The 796-nt window shown below is 50.3% G+C and carries 1 protein-coding gene; it reads right to left on the bottom strand.

What is annotated here, in order from left to right; translation table 11 throughout:
• Positions 1-116: 116 nt before the first annotated feature.
• On the bottom strand, positions 117-796 hold a 680-nt coding region (locus HMPREF2606_RS04160), incomplete at its 5' end, for an IS5 family transposase (RefSeq protein WP_070843354.1).

Here is a 796-nt window from a genome sequence, read left to right as displayed (position 1 = left end):
CAGCCGAAACCTAAACAAAGATTTTCGGCTGTTTCCATCCCAAATCACTCCTGATTCCACTCAAATACTCTCTTAATCCCTCTTGGATACCTGATAATCAGGCATCCGACCGCCTTTTAGGCGGCAACAGGCACACTTAGCCTGTTGGCGGCTTTCAATAGGTTCAAACACATCACCTTCAGATGGCTTTGTGCACTCACTTTGAGCAGCCCAAAATAGGCTGCCCGGGCATAGCGGAATTTACGGTGCAGTGTACCGAAGCTTTGTTCGACCACATAACGGGTCTTCGACAAATATCGGTTACGTTTGGTTTGCGTTTCCGTCAGCGGATGTTTGCGGTGGGCTTTGCGCATAATGCCGTCCTGCAGCCGATGCTCTTCCAGATGTTGCCGGTTTTCCTCGCTGTCATAGCCTTTGTCGGCATAGACGGTCGTACCTTCGGCTATACCTTCCAGCAAAGACGGCAGGTGGTTGCACTCATGGGTATTGGCGGGGGTAATGTGCAGTTTCTCGATATAGCCTTTCTCATCGGTACGGGTATGTTGTTTGTAACCGAGTCTGTAGAGGCGGTTTTTCTTTGTCCAACGGGCATCTTTGTCCTTACTCGGTGTGGTTTGGCCGCTGACTTGTCCTTTGTTATCGACTTCTATGGCCTGACGCTGTTTGCTGCCGGCAGTTTGAATAATGGTGGCGTCAATGACGGTGGCGGATGCTTTCTCTACTTTTAAGCCTTTTTCGGTCAGTTGGCAGTTAATCAGTTTGAGCAATTCGGACAGGGTGTCGTCTTGCGCCAGCC

It is taken from the genome of Neisseria sp. HMSC070H10 (genome assembly GCF_001837635.1).
In the GTDB taxonomy this organism is placed as follows: domain Bacteria; phylum Pseudomonadota; class Gammaproteobacteria; order Burkholderiales; family Neisseriaceae; genus Neisseria; species Neisseria subflava_A.
The sequence above is the reverse complement of the archived record's forward strand: the minus strand, read 5'-3'. Positions and strand labels throughout refer to the sequence as shown.